Origin of the sequence: Gilliamella sp. BG7 (assembly GCF_046635565.1) — a bacterium.
In the GTDB taxonomy this organism is placed as follows: domain Bacteria; phylum Pseudomonadota; class Gammaproteobacteria; order Enterobacterales; family Orbaceae; genus Gilliamella; species Gilliamella apicola_P.
Genome location: NZ_JBIDFB010000002.1, coordinates 16,812 through 34,632 on the forward strand (window position 1 = coordinate 16,812; position 17,821 = coordinate 34,632).

Annotated in this window: 19 protein-coding genes and 4 tRNA genes; 8 read left to right on the forward strand and 15 right to left on the reverse strand. The window is 34.2% G+C overall.

What is annotated here, in order from left to right; genetic code table 11:
• Positions 1-87: 87 nt before the first annotated feature.
• Together ACGH49_RS01470 and ACGH49_RS01475 are read right to left on the reverse strand one after the other, a co-directional pair.
• Positions 88-327 carry a Flp family type IVb pilin gene (locus ACGH49_RS01470; RefSeq protein WP_411587987.1) on the reverse strand — a complete coding sequence of 80 codons (240 nt, stop codon included), beginning with the start codon at positions 325-327 and terminating at the stop codon, positions 88-90.
• Between the two features lie 693 nt (positions 328-1,020).
• Positions 1,021-1,905, reverse strand: a complete 885-nt coding sequence (locus tag ACGH49_RS01475; protein ID WP_411587988.1) for a LysR family transcriptional regulator — start codon at positions 1,903-1,905, stop codon at positions 1,021-1,023.
• A gap of 198 nt (positions 1,906-2,103) precedes the next feature.
• Between ACGH49_RS01475 and ACGH49_RS01480 the strand changes: the two genes are divergently transcribed.
• From ACGH49_RS01480 to ACGH49_RS01495, 4 genes are all read left to right on the forward strand, one after another.
• Positions 2,104-2,922, forward strand: a complete 819-nt coding sequence (locus ACGH49_RS01480; RefSeq protein WP_411587990.1) for an SDR family oxidoreductase — start codon at positions 2,104-2,106, stop codon at positions 2,920-2,922.
• A 34-nt stretch (positions 2,923-2,956) separates the two neighbouring features.
• Complete coding sequence (locus ACGH49_RS01485) at positions 2,957-4,102, forward strand: iron-containing alcohol dehydrogenase (RefSeq protein ID WP_411587991.1); 1,146 nt, start codon at positions 2,957-2,959, stop codon at positions 4,100-4,102.
• Positions 4,103-4,169: 67 nt separating this feature from the next.
• Positions 4,170-4,424 (forward strand): aldo/keto reductase, encoded by a 255-nt coding sequence (locus ACGH49_RS01490; RefSeq protein WP_218058637.1) that lies wholly within the window; start codon positions 4,170-4,172, stop codon positions 4,422-4,424.
• Between the two features lie 99 nt (positions 4,425-4,523).
• A complete protein-coding gene (locus tag ACGH49_RS01495; RefSeq protein WP_411587993.1) occupies positions 4,524-5,159 on the forward strand; it encodes an MFS transporter in 636 nt (211 codons plus the stop codon).
• Positions 5,160-5,199: 40 nt separating this feature from the next.
• Here ACGH49_RS01495 and ACGH49_RS01500 read toward each other — a convergent pair whose 3' ends face one another.
• From ACGH49_RS01500 to ACGH49_RS01525, 6 genes are all read right to left on the reverse strand, one after another.
• Complete coding sequence (locus tag ACGH49_RS01500) at positions 5,200-5,355, reverse strand: integrase core domain-containing protein (protein WP_411587994.1); 156 nt, start codon at positions 5,353-5,355, stop codon at positions 5,200-5,202.
• Positions 5,356-5,650: 295 nt separating this feature from the next.
• Entirely contained in the window at positions 5,651-5,830 is a 180-nt protein-coding gene (locus ACGH49_RS01505; RefSeq protein WP_411587995.1) for a hypothetical protein, read from the reverse strand.
• Between the two features lie 573 nt (positions 5,831-6,403).
• Positions 6,404-6,479: transfer RNA gene (locus ACGH49_RS01510), tRNA-Gly, on the reverse strand.
• Between the two features lie 72 nt (positions 6,480-6,551).
• Positions 6,552-6,809 carry a DUF1145 domain-containing protein gene (locus ACGH49_RS01515; protein WP_065607972.1) on the reverse strand — a complete coding sequence of 86 codons (258 nt, stop codon included), beginning with the start codon at positions 6,807-6,809 and terminating at the stop codon, positions 6,552-6,554.
• Between the two features lie 3 nt (positions 6,810-6,812).
• Positions 6,813-7,373, reverse strand: a complete 561-nt coding sequence (rsmD, locus tag ACGH49_RS01520) for a 16S rRNA (guanine(966)-N(2))-methyltransferase RsmD (RefSeq protein ID WP_065607974.1) — start codon at positions 7,371-7,373, stop codon at positions 6,813-6,815.
• Positions 7,374-7,386: 13 nt separating this feature from the next.
• Positions 7,387-9,921, reverse strand: a complete 2,535-nt coding sequence (locus ACGH49_RS01525) for a PBP1A family penicillin-binding protein (RefSeq protein ID WP_411587998.1) — start codon at positions 9,919-9,921, stop codon at positions 7,387-7,389.
• A gap of 245 nt (positions 9,922-10,166) precedes the next feature.
• Between ACGH49_RS01525 and ACGH49_RS01530 the strand changes: the two genes are divergently transcribed.
• The gene (locus tag ACGH49_RS01530; RefSeq protein ID WP_081298074.1) at positions 10,167-10,571 is read left to right on the forward strand and encodes a protein YgfX; all 405 of its coding nucleotides are present in this window, start codon (positions 10,167-10,169) and stop codon (positions 10,569-10,571) included.
• A 47-nt stretch (positions 10,572-10,618) separates the two neighbouring features.
• Here the strand turns inward: ACGH49_RS01530 and tusA are convergent, their stop codons facing one another.
• The 6 genes from tusA to ACGH49_RS01560 form a co-directional block, all read right to left on the reverse strand.
• Positions 10,619-10,855: a sulfurtransferase TusA gene (gene tusA / locus ACGH49_RS01535; RefSeq protein ID WP_065589573.1), complete on the reverse strand. Its 237-nt coding sequence runs from the start codon at positions 10,853-10,855 to the stop codon at positions 10,619-10,621.
• A 20-nt stretch (positions 10,856-10,875) separates the two neighbouring features.
• Positions 10,876-11,682, reverse strand: a complete 807-nt coding sequence (locus ACGH49_RS01540) for a Cof-type HAD-IIB family hydrolase (RefSeq protein WP_411588167.1) — start codon at positions 11,680-11,682, stop codon at positions 10,876-10,878.
• Between the two features lie 119 nt (positions 11,683-11,801).
• The gene (locus ACGH49_RS01545) at positions 11,802-12,998 is read right to left on the reverse strand and encodes a secretin N-terminal domain-containing protein (protein WP_411587999.1); all 1,197 of its coding nucleotides are present in this window, start codon (positions 12,996-12,998) and stop codon (positions 11,802-11,804) included.
• 133 nt (positions 12,999-13,131) lie between these two features.
• The gene (locus ACGH49_RS01550) at positions 13,132-13,503 is read right to left on the reverse strand and encodes a hypothetical protein (RefSeq protein ID WP_065607979.1); all 372 of its coding nucleotides are present in this window, start codon (positions 13,501-13,503) and stop codon (positions 13,132-13,134) included.
• A complete protein-coding gene (locus tag ACGH49_RS01555) occupies positions 13,500-13,973 on the reverse strand; it encodes a hypothetical protein (protein WP_065607981.1) in 474 nt (157 codons plus the stop codon). Before ACGH49_RS01555 ends, ACGH49_RS01550 begins: the two co-directional genes overlap by 4 nt.
• Positions 13,963-14,913 carry a PilN domain-containing protein gene (locus tag ACGH49_RS01560; RefSeq protein ID WP_411588000.1) on the reverse strand — a complete coding sequence of 317 codons (951 nt, stop codon included), beginning with the start codon at positions 14,911-14,913 and terminating at the stop codon, positions 13,963-13,965. Before ACGH49_RS01560 ends, ACGH49_RS01555 begins: the two co-directional genes overlap by 11 nt.
• 203 nt (positions 14,914-15,116) lie before the next feature.
• Between ACGH49_RS01560 and ACGH49_RS01565 the strand changes: the two genes are divergently transcribed.
• The 3 genes from ACGH49_RS01565 to ACGH49_RS01575 all read left to right on the forward strand — a co-directional run bounded on the left by ACGH49_RS01565 (position 15,117) and on the right by ACGH49_RS01575 (position 15,389).
• Positions 15,117-15,192, forward strand: a tRNA-Val gene (locus ACGH49_RS01565).
• 34 nt (positions 15,193-15,226) lie between these two features.
• A tRNA-Val gene (locus tag ACGH49_RS01570) sits at positions 15,227-15,302 on the forward strand.
• Positions 15,303-15,313: 11 nt separating this feature from the next.
• A tRNA-Lys gene (locus ACGH49_RS01575) sits at positions 15,314-15,389 on the forward strand.
• Positions 15,390-15,529: 140 nt separating this feature from the next.
• Here the strand turns inward: ACGH49_RS01575 and ACGH49_RS01580 are convergent.
• Positions 15,530-17,485 carry a glycoside hydrolase family 3 protein gene (locus tag ACGH49_RS01580; RefSeq protein ID WP_411588001.1) on the reverse strand — a complete coding sequence of 652 codons (1,956 nt, stop codon included), beginning with the start codon at positions 17,483-17,485 and terminating at the stop codon, positions 15,530-15,532.
• Between the last annotated feature and the right edge of the window lie 336 nt (positions 17,486-17,821).

A 17,821-nucleotide genomic window follows, 5' to 3' on the forward strand; every position in this document is an offset into this window, starting at 1 on the left:
GAATAATAAATTATCCTTGCATAACAATTTCAAGGAAGCACATAGCCATTAACTAAGCATAACTAAAATACCTCCTTGATATAATTATTAAGGAGCACTAGTACCACCAATACCACCAATAATGTCGGCCATTTTGGATTTTAATGTTTTAAATGTTTGACTTAACATATCAGCAACTGGACCATTTGAATTGAAAATAACCATAACAACTACGGCTACACCTGCAGCTACAATTGCATATTCAATTGCAGTTACACCACGTTCACTTTTAACAAATTTACCTAAAAAATTTCTTGTTTTTGCGCGAACTGTTGATAAATACATCATTATTTTCTCCTTTTTATATATTTCATAAATATTTTGTAAATATTTACTTGTTTTTTAATGTTTTACTTACCTTCTTTTCAGAAAGTTTTCATATATTACACTGTTTAATGTAAAAAGGCTAGCAATTAATCAAAAAAATTTCAAATAATTTACTTTTAATATGTTTACTGATCAAAAAACGATCTATTTTATTAAAAAATTAAGGATATAGTAAAAAAAAAGAAAATATTTAATTGTCGGTATTGATGATTTTACATGTAAGGTTTATGTGTGAATTTAATCAAATAATTCTCAATTTAGCTTGACACTGTTTTGATTAATGATGTGTTTTATATTATTGAATGTATTTATTCCAATAAAAGACGTGAATATCAAGGAACAAGCTAACACTTATTTGTAAAATATATATAATAACTATCGTATCAGTCAAAAATTCACATAATCATCCTGTCTACAATCTTTTTTTATTTTTATATCAATAAATGCTCTATACGATAACCAATTAATGGAATTGTTTTGGAGGTCGATAAGTTATTCAACTGTGCTTATAAATAATTTTTATCTAATTTTTTGGGGAAAGTATAAAACAAAACAGGCTATCCTTAACAAAACTTTTATACCAGTCAGTACCTGCATATCTTTTCAGAAGAGTTTAATAAGCAGTAGGATGAATATAGTAACTATCCAAGCCTATCACTCATACTTTAACAAATCTATAATCAATTTAAAAACATTTGAATGTCCTTTGCGGCTTGGATAGTAAAGGTAAAAAGAGTCATAAGTGATAGCAAACTCGGTTAACAACTCAACTAATGACCCCGATGTTAATTCCTTTTCAACATCGGCTTTAGCCGTCCAAGTGATGCCTAAACCATCTAAAACCGCTTGCTTACGCAAATGATTATTAATCATAAATTGTGAATGAGGGTGATATTTAATCATCTTTCCTGCTTGCATAAACTCCCATGGCAATTCAGTTCCGTGCTGTGAGGATATTCTCATACCAATTAAGCGATGTTCATCTAACTCTTTAATTTGTTTCGGTATCACTTTTCCGATTAAATATTCAGGGCTAGCGACTAAGGCCATTTTTAAGGGCGGTGATATTTTTACAGCAATCATCTCTTTGGCTAAATCACTTCCTAAACGACATCCCATATCAAAACCTTGTTTAACAATGTCAGCCCAACTATTATCGGCTTGAATTTCGACCTTAATCAGCGGATAACGGGGTAAAAAATCGCGTAATTTTGGATAAATAATATGTTCTACAGCGATACTTGGCGCGTTTATCCTGATCGTTCCTGAAGGTATATTAATAAAATTGTTTAGTGCGTTCACCTCTTGATTAATCGAGTCAAATAAAGGGGATAGCTTTCGGTATAGTTGTTCTCCTGCTTCAGTCAGTGATACATTACGAGTATTACGATTAAATAAACGCAAATTTAATCGGGTCTCTAGATTTCGCATACTATGACTTAACGCTGATGAGGAAATTCCCAATCGTTGCCCTGCTTTAACAAAACTGCTGGTTTGTGCTACGGTAATAAAGTAATTTAACTCATTAAGGTTGTACATAATTGCATTTTATTAGTGAATTTAATTCACTACACTATAAAACAACCACCCATTTATCTCAATAAAAGCTCTCGTTAAAATGACGTTATTCTTGAATTAATAAATTAATCAAAAATCCAAGATATGCTATGCGTGAAAGTTTAGGTATAGCCAAAGTTTAATTATTTGCGATATAACTAATTAAAAGGGAGATCTACAATGTCAAAAGAAGTTATTGTTTTAAGTGGATCTGGGGCAATAGGTATAGCAATAGTCAGGCGTATAGCGGTGGGTAAAGTACTGTTATTGGCCGATTTAAAAATTGAAAATGCTGAAAAACAAGCTCAAGAACTGCGTAATGCAGGATACAATACCCATACTATCGCTTGCGATGTATCAAACCCACAATCGGTCAATAAACTGGTAGAGGCGGCCACTGAATTAGGCAAAATAATGGGCTTAGTCAACACGGCTGGTGTATCGCCCTCCCAAGCTTCTGCACAGCGAATATTTGAAGTCGATTTATATGGTAACGCTCTGTTATTTGATGCATTTAGTGGGGTAATGGCAAAAGGTAGTTCTGCTTTGGTCATTGGTTCACAATCATCACATCGCTTAGACCCGCTTACATTGGAACAAACTAAAGCCCTAGCCTTAACACCCACAGAAGCATTACTCGATTTACCTTTTATTAAAGAAGTAAATGATAGTTTAAAAGCTTATCAACTAGCCAAAAGAGGAAATGCCTTAAGAGTGCAGGCTGAAGCTGTCAACTGGGGGCATCGTGGTGCAAGAATAAACTGTATTAGTGCAGGTATTATCCATACACCTTTAGCCAATGAAGAACTCAATGGCGATCGTAAAGATTTTTACCGCAAAATGCTTAAAGAATTACCCGTAGGTCGTGGTGGATCGCCAGATGAAATTGCCAACCTAGCCGAACTCATTATGTCCGAAAAAGGAGCTTATATTACTGGTAGTGATATGTTAATTGATGGTGGTGCCACAGCAAAATTTTGGTGGGATCTAACCGACTAATTTTTATTAAACGTCTAGTATAAGGAATAACACGATGTATGAATTTAGTTTTCAAAATCCAACTCGTATAGAATTTGGTATCGATAAAGAAAAAAACATGGGTCGCTATATGAAGGAGTTTGGTGCCAAAAGAGTATTAATTGTCTTTGGTAGCGATCGCATCAAACAATCTGGTTTATTTGATAATGTAACAGCAAGCCTGCGTGAATACGGCATTGAATTCACCGAATGTAGTAAAATTAAAAGTAATCCCGTTTTAAGCAAAGTTCAAGAAGGAATCACTATCGCTAAAAAATTTGGCACTGATAGCGTACTTAGTATTGGTGGTGGCTCCTGCTTAGATAGTGCAAAAGCGATTGCCGCTGGTAGTTTATACGATGGAGATGTATGGGACTTCTTTACTGGCTCCCCAGTAACCAAAGCACTTAATATATTTGATATAATGACCTTAGCTGCAACCGGTAGTGAAATGAACAATGGTGGTGTTGTCACAAACGAAGAAACTAAACAAAAATATCCAATTCATGGTTTTAGTTTATTTCCGAAAGTATCGGTAATTAATCCTCAACTTCAAACCACAATCAGTCGTGATTATCTAGTCTATTCTGCCGCTGACATTATTGCTCATTCTATTGAGGGCTACTTTACTGCAACTGTGCAACCCGAACTGATTAATTTACAAATCGAAGCCAATATAAAAACCGTAATGCGAACAACTGAACGGCTACTGCAAAATCCCAATGATTTAGATGCACGTGGTGAATTTGCTTGGGCGGCAACGCTAGCTTTAAATGGTTTAACGTATGTAGGCACCGCTGGATTTAGTTACCCAAATCATATGATTGAGCACGCCATGAGTGCTATTTGTGATGTTCCTCATGGTGCGGGGTTATCGGTAGTTATGCCCGCTTGGATGACATGGTATCACGATCGTAATCCAAAACAGTTCCAACGTTTTGCTAAAGAGATTTTTGGTTTATCAACGGCTGAACAAGGTATTGAAGCATTAAGAGCCTGGTTTAACAAAATAGGCACACCAACCACACTTGAGCAACTCAATATTAACCAACAGGATCTAAAACTGATCGTAGACAATGCGGCACAAAATGCGATTGATTGGCAAATGAGCGACATTTATAGCAAGCAGGTCATTGCTAATATTTTAAATTTGGCTAAATAATGAATGTTAGATGGATTTACCGTCCATCTAAAACAGGTCTTAATTTTTAAAATACGTCAGGTTGGCAATGCCATACAAAATGTGGCATTCCCCGCCAAGAACTATTATTACCACAAAAATATGGATCACCAACGCTAACTACAAAGCCAAGCAATCAATAGAAGAATCATTACGCAAATTAAAAACAGATTATATTGATTTATTATTAATTCACCAGCCATTTAATGACTACTATTATGCTTACCGATTAATGGAAGAAGCTTACGAAAAAGGCAAGGCTAAAGCCATCGGCGTTAGCAATTTTACCCAGATCGCCTTTTGAACTTTGCCCTTTCAGAACAAGAGATAAAGCTCATTACTACTTTAGATACTGGCATAGTTTTTTCTTCTCGCATCAAAATCCAAAAATGGAGGAGTTGTATTGTTTATCAACACTAAACAGAGTGAATCAAAATATACACCAAAATCAACCCTCACTATCCCCTCCCCACTAAAAACTGGGGCAGTTTGGAGGGTCGTTATGGCTGCGGGTTTTCTAACGGTACCTCAAATGGCAGTACTCACATTTGGCAGTATCTATATGCGTGATAACCTACATATTGATTTAGCATCAATTGCTATTATTCTTATTGGTGTTCAGATTGGCGGTGGGGTGCTCAGGATCTGGTCAGGTTACTATACAGACAAAGAAAAGAATCGTATTGCCTTATTAAAATATTACGCCATACTTGGTGGAATGGCATCTTTAATGCTTTGTTTAACGGTGAATAATACATATATGGGGATTATATTTATTGTGTTAACAGGTTTATTTGGCCATGCGTGGCACGGTATTGCTTATACCGAGGTAGCAGTGAAAGCGGGCATTGAACGTACGGGAACAGCCTTGGGTATGATTGGCACTACTGTATTTATCACTTCGTTTCTAACTCCTATTATTATTGCTGATATCGCCCATATCTACGGATGGCGAGCAGTATGGGGCACTGTAACCATTCTAACATTTGCTTCGCTATTGTGTTTTATTTCATTGGCAAAAAAGGAAATTAAACTTTAGTTTCTATTATTAGTTTAAATGTAGGAAAACGCAGAGTTGTTTACACTTCATGGTTAAAATAATCCTCTAAAAACTCATAAGGCGTTTTCCCTGAAATCGCTTTATGTGGTTTAACGGTATTATAAAAATTAATAAAGCGTTTAAGCTTTTGTTTTCCCTCTTTTGAATTGCTAAATATATGCTGATTATGCCACATCGCAATTCAAAGTTCGTATCACTCTTTCTGCTTTCCCATTCGTTTGCAGGCAGACGGGCTTGGTGAATTTTTGATTAATACGATGGCTATAGAACGATTTTACAAATAGGTGTTCACTGGTGCCTTGATATTCACGTCAATTACCGGAATAAATACATGTAGTGGAATAAGAACATTGGGCTAACACATCGTTTTGTAAAAACTGTGCCGAGCTAAATTGGGATTTATCAGGGTAAATACCACGTGAAAAATCATCAATGCCGACAAATAAATATTCTCTAGTTTGCTGTTTTGTTTAATTTTTAAGTAAAGGTAAACGTTTGGTATTAACGTGTAGCATTTCACCCGGATAGATTTTGTTATAGCGTTTAGCTTGCCGCCTTAATTTATTTTCAATAGAATTTTCGACTTTAACCAGACGTTTAATACCATAACTGATAGTTTTATAACATTCATTTTTACTGGTTAAAGACACAAAAGCTTCATTTGGGCTTTCTTTAGTACGTTATAAATGGTCGGACGACTGACCATAAAACGTTTTGCCAAGTATCAATGCAACAAAGCAAAAACAAACAAGCATTATTGAGCTGGCTATGTAACCCAATATTGTTGGGTATCGCCCATGGCTACGGGCGGCGTGCTGTATGGGGCACTGTAGCTTTTCTAACATTTGCTTCGCTATTGTGTTTTATTTCATTGGCAAAAAAGGGAAAAGCGGCGCTTTCAAATTGAAAACTAATTTAAAACAAAAAGGCAAAGTATTTGTTCAGTTAAATATGATGATTGCCGCTCACGCTTTAGCTATAAAAGCAAACTTAGTTACTAATGTTTACGCTTTAGCCTAATATCAGTATTACATTTAGTAGACTGAACAATAAATATTTAAGCATAATTTTAAGCTTAAAACATTTATATTATTCGCCATAAAATCGCTCCTGTAGAGCATTGATTTTATTTAATTTTTTGTTTTTTACGCACAACTAATCACTTTCGTTAGTTAACACCGTATGGGATATAAATTTACTTTTATACTAAATAGATATTTTATTGGAGCGGGAAACGAGGTTCGAACTCGCGACCCCGACCTTGGCAAGGTCGTGCTCTACCAACTGAGCTATTCCCGCTTATTGAGGTGCTTCGTAAGAAGTGGTGAGCATTATACAAAAATTTTTGTATCTCGCAACCTCTTTTTATTATTATTTTTTGTCTTTCCAACTAAGTGATTCAAAAACACCAAATAAAAATAACCGTAACACTTTAAATTTGTCTTGTTGTTTTTCTTGTTTGGTCATGGTTGAGTTTAACATCCAAGCTTGTAAGCCATGAGTAACAGTAAAGGCGATTAGGCCAATATTGGCAACAACATTTGCCGGTTTTGGATATGGGTAGATTAAGTTAAATAATAAAAATAACCACATTAATGAATATAAGGTTTTACCAATAAAGATGAACATTAATTATTTTTCTCGTATAAATAGATAGCTGTGAACTTGCCCTGCAGTCTTTTCACGATGTAGGCGCCAGTTAGTTGGAATATAAGTTGTTAGATCATGCTGTATTTCTATTTCAATATAAATATAAGCTGACGGCTTTAGCCAGTTATTATTCTCAAGCTCGCTAACCGTTTTTTCGACTAATGATTGATGAAATGGCGGATCGATAAATACAATATCAAACTGTTTTACAGCAGGTCTGTTTAGCCACTGTAAAGTGTCGGTATGATAAATATCGAGTGCGTCGCTAGCAATAATCTGTTTATTTTTGATAAGTAGTTGCGCTACTTGTTTATCTTTTTCAAGCAAAGTAACTCTTTGGGCACCTCTTGATGCGGCTTCAAAGCCTAATGAGCCACTACCCGAAAAGCAGTCCAAACAATCACTATCATGTATAACTGGCATTAACCAGTTGTATAGGGTTTCTTTGATTCGATCGGTAGTTGGGCGTAATCCTTGTTTGTCTAGTACCGACAATTTACGCCCGCGCCATTTTCCGCCAATAATTCTTATTGAACCATTCATGTTAAATCCTTTATCAGAATAGTTCAGAAGTATTACCTTCTGAATCTGTTACTTCCGTGCCCACCTCTTGGATCGCATAAGTTGTCGGTTCGGTACCTTTTATAAAGTACTCTGACATTTTTTTAGAGCCTGATTGAGGTAATAAACCCGTTTTTTGATCGATAGTGACAGAAATTACATTTTGTGGTTTTACATCTTCTATTACTGGTACATCTTTTAGAGCTACTTTCATATAATCAACCCATATTGGATTTGCAGTTACTGCGCCTGCTTCTGCTCGAAAAGTTCGACCCAACTCACGGCGGTGATCATCAAATCCCATCCAAACAGTGGTCACAATATTACCACCAAATCCAGAAAACCAAACGTCCTTAGATGAGTTAGTTGTTCCCGTTTTACCACCTACATCTTTTCTACCCAATTCTTTTGCACGCCATGCAGTACCTTGCCAATCTGAACCACCAAATACGATAGAGCGAAGACCATCTTTCATAATAAACGCAATACCACTATTTACTGTGTGTGGTGCATATTTTGGCATTACATCAGTGTTTCTATTATCAGTGTTAATATTAGGTAAGACTAAATTATCATCTGCTTTTAAGTTTTCTTTGTCTGGCTCTTCATTAATATTTGATTCACTTTTAACATTAGCAAGTGATGCTGGTGTTGATTCAGCAATGATCTCATCATCAGCACAATTGTGACAAGCAATCAAAGGTTGATGCTGATAAATTACACCATTACCATCATTTTCCTCAATTTTTTCAATTAAATATGGTGTTATTAAATAACCTCCGTTAGTGATAACCGAGTAAGCTCTTGCCACTTGCAATGGCGTAAATGAAGCCGAGCCTAAAGCCAACGATTCATTATGAGAAATGTTTTCTTTAGGAAATCCAAAACGCTCTAAATAAGTTGCGGCATAATCTATACCAACTGCACGCAATGCTCTTACCATCATTACATTTTTAGACATTCCTAGCCCAATTCTTAAACGTAGAGGCCCTGCATAGGTAGGTGGTGAGTTTTTTGGACGCCATATTGCACTACCTGCAGAACGGACAATAGGTGCGTCATTAAGAAGTGTCGCCATTGTTAAACCTTGCTCTAATGTTGAGGTATAAATAAATGGTTTAATATTCGAGCCTAATTGTCGAATTGCTTGCGTTGCTCGATTAAATTTACTCAAATTAAAATCATAACCACCAACAATTGCTTTGATCGCACCATTGTCTGAATCAAGTGATACTAGTGCAGCATTAACAGCTGGGATTTGTGATAATTCCCAATTATCACCAGTTTTTTTGACCCAAATTAACTGTCCTACCTTTATGGTGTCAGAGACTTTTCTTGGGTAAGCGCCTTGTCTTGTATCGCTAATAAATGGGCGAGCCCATTTCATATTTTCATATGCTATAGTAATATTACTTTTATCAGATAATACCGCTGTTGCTTCTTTATCTGAAGATGTCATCACTACAGCTGGACATATGCCAGCATAGCATATGTATTTATTAAGGGTCTGATAGATCTGTTCAAAATCCCATGGAGTTTCGTTCGGTTGCCATAATACTTTTTCAGCACCACGATACCCGTGCCTGATATCATAATCAATAATATGCTTTTGCACCGTTTCTGTTGCGGCTATTTGATCAGTTTTTGATATAGTCGTATAGACCTTATAGCCATCTGTGTAAGCATTTTCGCCAAATTTGTCATACATGAATTGACGTGCCATTTCGGCAACATAAGGCGCCGAAAACTCAATTTGTGGTGAATGGTAGTTAGCACCTAGCGGTTTTCTAATCGCTGCGTAATATTCTGCTTGAGTAATATAGGATTGATCTAGCATTCGTCCTAGTACCCAATTGCGCCTTGTTAATGCGCGTTCTGGATGTGAAATTGGGTTGTAAGCTGATGGCGCATTTGGTAAACCGGCTAATAAAGCCGCTTCATCAACAGTTAACTGATCAGGTGTTTTACCAAAAAAAGTATAAGATGCTGCTGCAACACCATATGCTCTAGAACCAAAGTTAATCATGTTAAGGTATAGTGCCATGATTTCTTCTTTTGATAACTCTTTTTCCATACGGATAGCTAAAATCATTTCTTTGACTTTACGCGTTATGCTTTTTTCAGGTGTTAAGAAAAAGTTCTTAGCGACTTGTTGCGTAATTGTACTTCCACCTTGAGAAAATCCTTTCTGCTTTAAACCAACATACATCGCTCGAACAATACCAATTGGATCGATACCAAAATGCTCATGGAAACGGGCATCTTCGGTTGCAATAACAGCATTAATAACTATTGGGGGAATTTTATCATATCTCAAAGGAGTCCTGCGCCGTTCTCCAAAAATGGCAATTATTTCTCCATCCTTACTTAATACTTGCATTGGTGTTTGCAATTTAACATTTTTTAATGTTGCAACATCGGGAAGATCCTTCGAATAATGAGCATAACCTGCAATGCCAATAATCAAGCCGCAAAGAAATAAGCCAATGAATAATTTTAGAAGAAAATTTAACACTCTAATTAATATCACAAATCTTTCCTTTCTAAATTTTAAGGCAAAAATAATGGCACGAGAATTCTCTCTGCGCTAAATTTAGTAAAACTGCTTTCAGGTCAAGATCATCACATTGACATTAAAAGAAATGCTAATGGCCGATGTCTTGTTTATTAAAACACGCTAAAATTATGAGCATTATCTCCCATCTTTATCTTTATTTTAAGTGATTTTTTACCAAATAATGAAATAATTCTAATTTAACCAGTAAAGACGGAATTATGTGGAGCATAAAACTTAGCATATCAAAGATACAATTACTGATCTCAACTCTTTTTTACTCAGTGTTAATCGCACTTTGTTTAGTTATGTTTGCTAACACATCCTTAAATTGTTATACCTTTGTTATTATTCTATTATTAATAATAGAATACTGGCACTGCCTATGTTATTTCAAAACTATTAAAGGTGAATTTGCGTTATTTCACTGTATCAATCAAATATACTGGCACAAACAACGTTGGTACTTAATACATAAACCGTTGATATTTCGTTATATCATTATTTTGAATTTAAAATCCCGACATAATGGCAAACGCTGTACGCTGTTATTAATGGTTGATAATCTTCAACCTAACTATTGGCGTACATTACGTTTTTACTTAAAGCAAATCGAATTAACTTGACACAAACACCTACTTTCCTGAAACTTTTTGTCATAAAAATCGTTACACTAATGAGATTTTTTGATCCAATACTGATAAGGTTGAGATTCTATTTGCAATGACAGTAATTGATGATCCATATGGCGGCAAAAGCTAGGTACATCACGAGTAGTTGCAAAATCATCAGCGATCACATAAAGAACTTGTCCTATAGATAGTTCTCGGATCGCTTTTCTAATCAACATAATAGGTTCAGGACAACGCAATCCAAGCGTATTGAGTTCTTTGTCAATAGTTATATTCATCTTTAAATGATATTTGATAATTATAAAAAAATATTACTTAGATAATGGGTCACAGCATCTTGAGCATTTGAGCCAATAACCTCTAATTCAGGCAATAATGCTTTTAATTCCGAGCTTCCGTTTCGCATTATACAGCCTTTACCCGCGACTTTTAACATTTCGTAGTCATTCATACCATCACCAAAAGCAATGCTATTTTTTAAACTATAACCTAATTTTTCTACCACTTTTTTTAGTGCGCTGCCCTTAGACACATTTTCGGCCATTACTTCAAGGCAATTTAAAGTTGAAAAAGCAACGCTAAGCCTACCACCAAATTTTCCATCAAGTCGATTTTTTAATTGAACCAAATGTGGGTAAAGTGCATTATCTGTAGTAGTAAAATAAATTTTAGCAACATCGCTGGTATCAAAATTAAGTGGATTAAATAATTGATAAGTAAAATTTGTCTCTCGATAAAATTCTAATGAATATGAATCTTCTCTATTAATTAGCCAATGATCACCTCGATATAAATGAGTATAAACTAAAGGATCATTCATGCTCATTTTAGCTACCTCACTGGCAAGCGATGGTTCAATACTTTGACTAAAAATTAGATTGCCTTCGCTATCATGCACCCTAGCACCATTTGCTGTTATCATGAATGCATCAATTTCCATATTTTCTCGCATTTGAGCGACATCAATGTGGTGCCTACCAGTAGCAAAAACAAAATGAATACCTTTTTTACGTAGCGCTTGAAGAACTTGTTTGGTATAAGGCGATAAGCTATGTTCAGGAGTTAATAAAGTGCCGTCTAAATCAGAAGCAACAACATGCATAATATTCTCTACTTTTATAATAATCGTAATAATAATGACTGAAATAAGATACTTTAAAATACAAATCACTTATTAAAGCAAACGCTAAAATAAGTTAAAGTATGATACAACTCTGTTGACATTTACTCAACCAATTGCGGTGTAATAAAAATAACTAGCTCTCGTTTTTGTTGTTTATTACTGTTATGTCTAAATAAATTTCCAATAATTAACATGTTACCTACACTAGGTACTTTTTCTTTACTTTTGGTATTAAATTGTTGAAATATTCCCCCTAATACTACTGTTTCGCCATTTTTTATTTGAACTTGTGTTTTGATCTCTTGCGTATCAATAGCTAGCGCTTCGCCGCCATCACTACGCTTTATTGAGCGACCGGCTGTATTTTGCGTAATATATAAATCTAAAATTATCCGATTATCTGATAGTATTTTAGGAGTAACTTCTAACCCCAAAACCGCAGACTTAAATTCAATAGATGTAGCACCATTACTACCACTAGAAACCTCGTAAGGAATTTCAGTGCCTTGTTTTATCGATGCCATATTTTGATTAGCTGTTAACAAATTAGGACTGGCTATAATTTCAAGTTGATTTTCAGATTCAAGTGCTGACAATTCTAAATTAAGTAAATGACCAGATATTTTAGCTAAATTAAAACCTACAGTTGTAGTGGGGTAACTAGCGCCAAGCCCCACATCAAACTTATCTAATAGTTGCGATGATTTTCCTGAATATCCCCATTTTATACCCAGCTCTGACATACTCTCTTCATTCATGGTAACAATATGCGCTGAAATATGAACTTGAGGCATTGGTTTATCCATCGTTTTAACTAATTTTTGGATATTAGCAAATTGTTTAGCTAAATCGGTAATAATAAGTGAATTTGTCCGCTTATCGATCGCAACCTTACCCCGTTCTGATAATAATCCTTGTTGTTGAATTGTTTCAATTAAGGTGGTTGGGTCTGCATGATTAACTGCTATAGGCAAAGAACTAAGTGGTTGGTTTAATTCTTTCTCTTTTTGTTCGGATTGTTGTTTTTTTAATGAAAATTCTGGTTCTATCGCTTTAGAAACGAACAAAATATTATCATCAACTTCGGCTTGTAAATTTGCCGAATCCAATATGATCTTTAGCGCTTTGTGCCAATCAACATCGTTGAGTTTAATAGTTTGCTTAATTGGTATATCTTCGGACATGACTAAATTCATCTGCTGACTATCGGCTAAAGCTTGTAAGATAATTGCAATGTCGGTTTGGTAAAATGTCATTGAGATATTTTTTTGCGAATCGACATTTACTGATTTCTTCATATTAGCATGAGTTGCATTTATAACCATTGTTAAAAATATAAAAATTATTATAGTTAACAAACTTATTTTTGCTTTAGTCAATCTGCAAATACATTGATCTAACCATTGATACGTTTGATTTTTACTATTGTTATTATTCATTTAGCGACATTGTCCATGATACAGTACTATGGCAATAATCAGGTAAATCGGCTTGCCACGTTATTTTATTGTTTAATAAAGATTGCAAACGCCAAGGAAACAAAACGTTAGGCACCACATCATCGGTTATAGCTAACCATTGATTTTCAGATATTAACCAAATTTGCTGATAATTCTGATCAATTTGATTCATGCTTCCCCTAAAATGCCAAACTTGAATTTGTTCAAGCAGTAACGCCGTTTGCTCACTACAAGAAACAGAGTTATTTTGTTGAAAAGGATCTCGTTCTAAAGACATATCAGCCTTTAGTTCAAAACAGATAGCAATTAATAAGTTAATAAATTGATAGAGATAACGTTTCACTTTATGCCTTTTTTAAATAATAGCGTAAACATGATCTGTAACTGCTGTTCTTGCTTGCTGATTTTTAGATTCTGAAAATCAAGATAATAAAAATCATCCGTTAATGATGAAATTAAAGCCATAAAATCAAAAAATTGCCCTTCTAATTCAATATCCCAATTAACCGTATTGTCAGTTTGATAATGTTTAAAGGAACTTAATGCTAAATGATTTTGTTCGATAACCTGTGCTAGTTCTTTTTCAGATATCAAACTATATAAACTATTTTTACTTGACTGATAACGCCTTACTTTTGCCTGTAACGATTCAATTTCAGTAATCTTTTGCTGATATAGCTTGGCCTTTAGCGCAGCTTGTTGCTGGTTTTCTTTAATGAAAAGTTGATAAACAATAACAAAAAATATCAAACAGCATAAAATACACAAGGCATATTGTTGCCAAACTGGGCGATAGAAAAAATCACGGTTCATTAAGTTCCATTTCCATTTCAAAAAATAAATTATTTTTATTGGTCGATACTGTCTTTATTTGACTTTTAGCGATACTTTTTAGCATTAACAAATTTTGATTAAAATGAGTAAGTTCGACATAACTAAAGCTTTGCCCTTCTATCACTAATTTTTTAGGTTCATAATAGAAAGAATCAAGCCAAATTACTGAAGGTAACTGCGCTGAAAGCAATAATAGGGATTGCTGAATTTGTTTTTGGCTTAATGACGGATTAGGCAAATAATTAGCTAATTCTTCAGTTAATTTTTGTACTACCTTTTGCTGGTGTAGTAATTTTTCATCATAAGTTTGTAAATCATTTTGAGCTTGTATCCACAAATAACAGAGCAAACAACTTATCATGCCCATAAATCCAATAACCACTCCTATCAATTGTCGTTGATGCTTTGCATGTTTTTCTTGCCGCCAAGGTAAAAAATTAACTTTATTATTTTCAAATCGACAACCTACAAAGGTTAATTGTCGTTGATGCTTTTTAAAAAGATTGACCCAATTTTCAATATAATGACGTTCAACTATCATCACTGTAATTTGTTTTTTATGTTCAGTTGAATAAACAAAATCAAAAAACACACTTTTAGTCGGTACTTGGAATAATTTATAGATGTTAGCTTCAACATATAAAATCAATTCATTTAAATTTAGCTTTACATCAGGTAAGGTTAATTGTTGTATTTGAATTAAATTAATATCCAAATTAAGTTCAAATATTGTACGCACAGAATTTTTTTTTCGTAACTCATCAATAAAAACATCTATATCAGTTTCATTTTGATAATTAAATACAATAAAACCTTTGCTAGTGGCTGTTGTAGCATTTTTCTTGACTGAATTTTCAATCCTATAGCGTAAAATAGTAGGTTCTATATAAATAATGACGCTACTTTTATTAAAAATCATGATGGATTATCTTCTAGTTTCTGGTAACAGAATCGCTTAATCATAACCATCTTTTCCTAAATAAAAACCGACAAAAGCGATTTTTGCGAACCATCACCCAAAAAACGTCTAAAATTAAATCGAACGAAGCGAATTTTAGAGAATTTTAAAAAAAAAGGTTGACTGAAATAAGACGTGCCTTATAATGCACATCCACACGGTAAGGGTGATTAGCTCAGTTGGGAGAGCACCTCCCTTACAAGGAGGGGGTCACTGGTTCGAACCCGGTATCACCCACCAACCTTTACCGTGACGTTTCAGTAATGAAACCTTGGGGTGATTAGCTCAGTTGGGAGAGCACCTCCCTTACAAGGAGGGGGTCACTGGTTCGAACCCGGTATCACCCACCATCTTTTTAGATGGGTCGTTAGCTCAGTCGGTAGAGCAGCGGACTTTTAATCCGTTGGTCGAGCGTTCGAATCGCTCACGACCCACCATTTTATTGAATAGTTCCTAAATAAATCCAATCAATCTAATTAAGAAATACCAACATGTCGTTTCGAATGAGTGAGAAACATAACATGTCAAATAACCAAGCTTACGACCATCTATTTTCTTTTAGCTATACTTATTATAATTAATCAATTAAACCATAACCAAACTGATATAGTGTTTTCATATCGTTTGGTAAATCTGAGTATTGTTGTTTCACACTATCCATAGAATCAGGTAATGAAAATGGCATTTTAGCTACATAAGGTTTATTATCAAATAATCTATCAAATAGTACCACATCATTTACCCCAAAATTGGCAATTATTGCGCTAGAATATTGTTTTAAAGGAGTAAGAATTGCTGGTCTATCTAAATAAATAGTAACAATGACAGGATGCGTTTTACTTGCATACTCAATAAATTCAATATTTTTATCGTTAGGCTGGAATGCTAATGAGCCCTCATGATGCTCTAAACCAAAAAAGTAACCTTTATGATTTTGTTCGTAAGGTGCGTTTATTCTAACTACTATGACATCAGCTTGTTCTAACTTATCTACTATATTAACTTTATTTTTTAAAAGATTTCTAGTATCGGGTAAAAAACCATGTAAATAGATTTTATTATTGAAATTTAACGGTAGGATTTTTTGTTTATTTTCAAGTAATACAAGTGAATTATATTGAGCTTGATTAGCAACTTTTTGAAAATGCCTGTTACCAACAAAACTTGTTTTGCTCGGATCAACATAAGAGTTTTCAAATTGACCTAAAGAAAATTTTTGAATCAAAATAGCTAAAACTGCTTTATCTATATATTCTTCATCAATTTTTTTATTATTAACAGCAGTTACAATAATTGAACTATCACTAACTCCACCAAATTGTTGAACGCCGGCTTGAATAGCTTTAATAAAACGCTGCTCTTTGGTTAAATTTTCCACACCCCACGGCATCCCTTCTACTTTAGGTTTAACTCCTTGAGGAGTACCATTAATACAAACTTCATTACAATCATTTGTAATATTCCAATCACTCATAATAACACCTTTAAATTTATAGGTATCGCGTAACAAGTCTTTTAATAAAAAAGAATTAAATCCGCCGCCAACAGCATCAAGTTTATGATTATTTAATTCGGCATTTTTTAATATAGAATAAGTTGGCATAACACCAGCAACGTTTGCTTCAAAGGCGCCAGTAAATGGGATGATATGATCCTTTAAACTATCTTTTTGTGTAAAAAGTGCATATTTACCATAAGCACTATGACTGTCAAAACCATTTTCGGCAGCGCCATACCCCACCCAATGTTTAACAACAGCGGCTACACTTCGTGAATTTAAACCATCTACACCTTGTATTCCTGATATATAACCTCTAACCATCTTTTTACTTAGTTCAGGATTTTCACCAAACGTACCTTCAAAACGAGCCCAACGAGGTTCGGTAGCTAAATCCGCCATTGGCGATAATGCTTGCGTTACTCCTAATGCTCTATATTCTTGCCGAATAATATCACCATATTTATTGATATCTTTTTCACGACCAATAGCCGCCATTCCTAATGTACCAGGCCATTGGCTAAAACCACTTTTTATACCTAATTCATTCCCATAATAAAACGTATTTCTAGGATCAACACTTATAGTCAATGGGATGGCTAAACGAGAGGATTCAGCTATTTTTTGTAACTGATTATTTTGCTCTGCTAAATCTTTAGGGTTAACCTCTAATCGGGTAATAAAGCTGTTAACCTTATCATTCAAAATTAATACGGTAAGTTTTTCGAAATCGTACTTATCACCACGCCCGATTTCATTATTTAAACTTGGCGCATTACCATGCATCATTACCCCTGCTTTTTCTTCTAATGACATTCTTGAAAGAAGATCCTGCGCACGTTGTTGTGGTGATAAACGCCAATCCTCATATGGCGTTAGTTTTCCATCTTTATCCATATCCTTAAACTCAAGATTATCCACAATGATTTTTTTTAATTGATAACTCTCAAGTTTGACTTGATCAATCGCAAATAATGGACTTGTTGTTAGAATAGCACTAATTAATAGCGCTGGTTTTGAAATATTTCTTTTCATCTTATTTCCTTAAGTGACGTATTACACACATTTATTATTAATATTAAATTTTTAAAATAGCTGATTTGAATAAACAATAACAAATGATCTGATAATCTATACTATGATGAATTATGTTGCTTATTTTTACCTGTATAACTAACTGAATATACAGTAATAGTCTAAATTCATACTATGTAAACTATCACTAATAAGTTAAAGAAGATATCCTATAATTTAACAATTGAATGTAATTGTGATAATCGTCACATTCTTAATTTGTAGAAATTAATCGCATTATTTGTTGTAATTAGAGAAAATACTGTAATGAATATATAAAAACAAAACTAACAACTT

Excerpts from the sequence above, each read along its gene's own strand:
- tusA (WP_065589573.1), bottom strand. The coding sequence starts at position 10,855 with ATGAATATAACTATTGACAAAGAACTCAATACGCTTGGATTGCGTTGT.
- ACGH49_RS01490 (WP_218058637.1), top strand. The coding sequence starts at position 4,170 with ATGCCATACAAAATGTGGCATTCCCCGCCAAGAACTATTATTACCACA.
- ACGH49_RS01475 (WP_411587988.1), bottom strand. The coding sequence starts at position 1,905 with ATGTACAACCTTAATGAGTTAAATTACTTTATTACCGTAGCACAAACC.
- ACGH49_RS01530 (WP_081298074.1), top strand. The coding sequence starts at position 10,167 with ATGTGGAGCATAAAACTTAGCATATCAAAGATACAATTACTGATCTCA.
- ACGH49_RS01515 (WP_065607972.1), bottom strand. The coding sequence starts at position 6,809 with ATGTTCATCTTTATTGGTAAAACCTTATATTCATTAATGTGGTTATTT.
- rsmD (WP_065607974.1), bottom strand. The coding sequence starts at position 7,373 with ATGAATGGTTCAATAAGAATTATTGGCGGAAAATGGCGCGGGCGTAAA.
- ACGH49_RS01480 (WP_411587990.1), top strand. The coding sequence starts at position 2,104 with ATGTCAAAAGAAGTTATTGTTTTAAGTGGATCTGGGGCAATAGGTATA.
- ACGH49_RS01500 (WP_411587994.1), bottom strand. The coding sequence starts at position 5,355 with ATGTGGCATAATCAGCATATATTTAGCAATTCAAAAGAGGGAAAACAA.
- ACGH49_RS01545 (WP_411587999.1), bottom strand. The coding sequence starts at position 12,998 with ATGAAGAAATCAGTAAATGTCGATTCGCAAAAAAATATCTCAATGACA.
- ACGH49_RS01580 (WP_411588001.1), bottom strand. The coding sequence starts at position 17,485 with ATGAAAAGAAATATTTCAAAACCAGCGCTATTAATTAGTGCTATTCTA.
- ACGH49_RS01555 (WP_065607981.1), bottom strand. The coding sequence starts at position 13,973 with ATGAACCGTGATTTTTTCTATCGCCCAGTTTGGCAACAATATGCCTTG.
- ACGH49_RS01485 (WP_411587991.1), top strand. The coding sequence starts at position 2,957 with ATGTATGAATTTAGTTTTCAAAATCCAACTCGTATAGAATTTGGTATC.
- ACGH49_RS01560 (WP_411588000.1), bottom strand. The coding sequence starts at position 14,913 with ATGATTTTTAATAAAAGTAGCGTCATTATTTATATAGAACCTACTATT.
- ACGH49_RS01470 (WP_411587987.1), bottom strand. The coding sequence starts at position 327 with ATGATGTATTTATCAACAGTTCGCGCAAAAACAAGAAATTTTTTAGGT.